The organism is Prevotella sp. SGI.167, assembly GCF_050313615.1.
Lineage (GTDB): Bacteria > Bacteroidota > Bacteroidia > Bacteroidales > Bacteroidaceae > Prevotella.
This window is the reverse complement of sequence record NZ_JBNPLT010000107.1, coordinates 1-904: the sequence shown is the minus strand read 5'-3', so window position 1 is coordinate 904 and position 904 is coordinate 1. Positions and strand designations below refer to the sequence as shown.

Sequence of the window (904 nt, the reverse complement as noted above, 5' to 3'; positions counted from 1 at the left end):
ATTTAATGTATAATTGTTAATGTATAATGTTTAATTGTGATCAAGCTCGCTGTACTTTGAGTGCTGGCTCTTGTACTCTGGCACTATCTCCTTCATCTTCTTCACTATTGCCATGTCATCGTAGGTGAAGGAGAGCTGATAGAGGTCTTCCTCGTTCTTGCGTGCCAACTCGTATGGATACTCACGAACCTTGGCTACCATAATCTTTGGATGATGGGTTGGAACGGTCGCCTCCTTGTCGTTCAGAACTTCCTCGAAGAGTTTCTCTCCATCTCGGAGTCCAACGTACTTGATGTCGATGCCATCAACTCCCGAAAGGGCTATCATGCGTTTTGCCAAATCGGCGATGCGGACTGGCTTGCCCATATCGAAGACGAAGATCTCGCCTCCCTTACCCATGGTTCCTGCCTCCAATACCAACTTGCAGGCTTCCGGGATAAGCATGAAGAAACGGATGATGTCTGGATGGGTAACGGTGATAGGACCGCCCATCGCTATCTGCTTCTTGAAGATTGGAATAACGGAACCGTTACTTCCCAAGACATTGCCGAATCTTGTGGTAACAAACTGGGTAACGCCCTTTACCTCGCCATCAACTATCGCCTTGTTCAATGCCTGGCAATAGATCTCGCAGATTCGCTTGCTGCAGCCCATCACGTTGGTTGGGTTCACAGCCTTATCGGTAGAGATCATCACAAACTTCTTGGTGCCGTACTTCACTGCCATATCGGCTATCACGCGCGTACCATATATATTATTCTGCACTGCCTCGGCTGGATTGTCCTCCATCATCGGTACATGCTTATAGGCTGCGGCATGGAAGACATAGTCTGGATGATACTCGGAGAAGATGCGCTCCATACGGGTGGCATTGGTGATGCTGGTTACGATGGTTTCGCAAGGG

At 48.6% G+C, this 904-nt stretch carries 1 protein-coding gene; it reads right to left on the bottom strand.

What is annotated here, in order from left to right; all coding sequences use genetic code 11:
* Window positions 1-30: 30 nt before the first annotated feature.
* Window positions 31-904 (bottom strand): polysaccharide biosynthesis protein (locus tag ACQRBJ_RS16075; RefSeq protein WP_445304235.1); only part of this gene is annotated, 874 nt, incomplete at its 5' end.